Genomic DNA, 2,954 nt, shown 5'->3' on the forward strand with positions numbered 1-2,954 from the left:
CCGCCCGCCGTGCCCGGCAAGAACATCGCACTGGTGATCGAGGACCTGCGCAACGGCGGCGTGCTGGCCGCATCGCTCGGCCTGCGCGAGGCGGCCGCGGTGATCGGCTGGAACGTCAAGGTCTTCGACCTCGGCGGCATCGTTGCCAAGCGCGACAAGGTGATGCAGGACGTGATGGCCTTCGGCCCCGACGGCATCGCGCTGATGGGCGGGCTGACGCTGGAAGGCTCGGCGACCAAGGGCTACGGCCCGTACGACCTGGCGCCGTTCGAGCGGCGCGGCATCGTGCTGGTCAGCTGGCATGCCAACCCGTGGCCCGGCCCGATCGCCGGCACGCCGGTGCGCACCAACGTGACCAGCGATCCGCTGCTGGTGGCCCGCATGGCCGCCTCGAAGGCGATCCTCGAATCCGGCGGCCGGGCCGGCGTCGTGATCTTCACCGACTCGAAGCTGCAGATGGCGATGACCAAGTCGAATGCGATGGCCGAGGTGATCCGCGCCTGCAAGGACTGCCAGGTGCTCGAGATGATGGACATCGGCATGGAGGAGACCGGCGCCCGCATGGCCGGCGTCACCGCCGAGCTGCTGAAGCGCCACGGCAAGCGCTGGACGCATGCGCTGGCACCCAACGACATCTATTTCGACCACATGGTGCCGACGCTGATCACCGCGCAGCAGGCGGCCGACGGCGTGCGGCTGATCTCCGGCGGCGACGGCAGCTCGTCGGCCTTCCTGCGCATCGCGGCGAAATCCTTCCAGACGGCGACGGCCGCCGATCCGCTGAACCAGCAGGGCTGGCAGACGATCGACGAGCTGAACCGCCTGTTCGCGCGTGCGGCGACGAGCGGCTTCGTCGGGCCGCCGCGGCTCGTCACCGCCGACAACATCGCCTGCGGGGGCGAGCAGCGCACGCTCTACGACCCCGGCAACGGCTACCGCGACGCCTACCGGCGGATCTGGAAGCGCTGAGCGCGGCGTGAACCCGCGCCGCCTGCTGCCCCACTCGCTGCGCCGGCAGTTCGCGCTGGCGCTGGCCGGGCTGGCGCTGGTCTTCGTGGCGGGCGGCGGGATCGCGCTCTATTCGGTGCGCGAACTTGCGCTCGCGTCGCGGCAGCTCGCCGAGGAGCGGCTGCTGCGCGTGCGCCTCGCGCAGGACCTGGTGGCCGAGACCGCGACGATCGCGCTCGACGCCTCGCAGCTGATCACCGCGAGCTCGGCCGGCGAGCTGCACCGCCTCTATGCGCAGATGGTCAAGCACCTGCAGGGCTTCGATGCGGTGGTGACCGAGATCAGCACCACCAGCGGCGACCTGGTCGTGCTCGACCTGCACCAAGCCAGCCAGGTGCTGCGCAACTCGGCCAACGTGGCGACGCAGTTGCGCGAGGATTCGCTGGGCACCGAGCTGCGCTACCTGGCGATGATGGACGACAGCATCCTGCGGCTCGAGGCGCGGTACGGCCGCGACCGGCTGCCGCTGGTCGCGCTGCTGTACCAGCTGCGCAGTGCGACGCAGCTCGACGACGTCGAGGCGCTGCGCCACCGCCTGTCGGCCGCATCGGTGCAGGAGTTAACACAGCGGTCGGCGCTGGCCGCCGACGTGCCCGAGCTGCTCGCGATGCGCCGCAAGCTGATCGAGCAGCAGCGGGTGATCACCGGCCTGCGCGACGAGATGGGCCGCCAGTCGCAGGCGATGGGCAGGGCGGCGGGCACCTGGTCGACCGCCTCGGCCACCGCCTACCGCGAGGCGGTGCAGCAGGTGGTCGACGCGTCCGAGCGCCACCAGCGCTGGATCTTCGCGCTGTTCGTCGGCAGCGTGCTGGCGGCCATCGCGGTGGCGCGGGTGTTCCTCGGGCAGCACCTGATCGGCCGCCTGCAGGAGGTGAGCCGCCACCTGCGCAGCGACCGTCCGGAGACGGGCCCGGTGGCCGTGCCGGTGCAGGGCGAGGACGAGATCGGCGACATGGCGCGCGCGGTCGAACGCTTCCTGGAGGACCGGCGGCAGCTGGCGCGCACCCGCGCCTCGCTCGAGATCGAGCAGCAGCGGCTGGCGGCGATCATCGACCACACGGCCGACGGCATCCTCGTCGTGCGCGGCGACCGGGTGCTGCAGCTCAACCCGGCCGGCGAGCGCATGTTCGGGTGGACGGCGTCGCAGCTGGACGGTCTGACCGTCGGCGAGCTGCTGTCGGATTTCGATCCGCCGCTCGAGATCGAGCAGGCCGTGCCGCGCAGCGCGATCGGGCAGCGCCGCGACGAGCGGCTCTTTCCGGCCGAGGTGTCGGTGAGCCGGATGGCGGTGCTCGACGACCCGGACGGCGGCGCTGCGCTGCGCGTGCTGGTGGTGCGCGACGCGACGCTGCGGCGCGCCGCCGAGCAGCAGCTCACCGCGGCCCGCGATGCCGCCATCGCGGCGCGGCGCGCGCAGAGCATGTTCCTCGCCAACATGAGCCACGAGCTGCGCACGCCGCTGAACGGCATCCTCGGCTACACGCAGATCCTGCGGCTGGACGACACGCTCGACGAGCAGCAGGCGGCCGGCCTGAAGACCATCCAGAGCAGCGGCGAGCACCTGCTGATGCTGATCAACGACATCCTCGACATCGCGAAGATCGAGGCCGGCAAGCTCGACCTCGTCGAGGCGCCGATCCACCTGGCCAGCTTCCTCGGCATGATCGGCGACCTGATCCGCATCAAGGCGCAGCAGAAGAACCTGGCGTTCACGCTGGAGCTGCACGGCGAGCTGCCCGAGGCGGTGCAGGTCGACGAGCGGCGGCTGCGCCAGGTSCTGCTGAACCTGCTCGGCAACGCGGTCAAGTTCAGCGACCGCGGGCAGGTGCAGCTGGTCGTCCACCTGCTGGAGGTCGAGACGGGCCGGGCGCAACTGCGCTTCGAGGTCTGCGATTCGGGCATCGGCATGGACGCCGCGCAGATGCAGCGGCTCTTCCACCCGTTCG

Annotated in this window: 2 protein-coding genes; both read left to right on the top strand. The window is 71.2% G+C overall.

The window, feature by feature from the left end; genetic code table 11:
* Positions 1-969: substrate-binding domain-containing protein (locus AC1D15_RS24845; protein WP_477828075.1), on the top strand; the 969-nt coding region annotated here is incomplete at its 5' end.
* A gap of 7 nt (positions 970-976) precedes the next feature.
* On the top strand, positions 977-2,954 hold a 1,978-nt coding region (locus AC1D15_RS24850), incomplete at its 3' end, for a histidine kinase dimerization/phospho-acceptor domain-containing protein (RefSeq protein WP_477828076.1).

It is taken from the genome of Rhizobacter sp. P2_H2 (assembly GCF_056403375.1).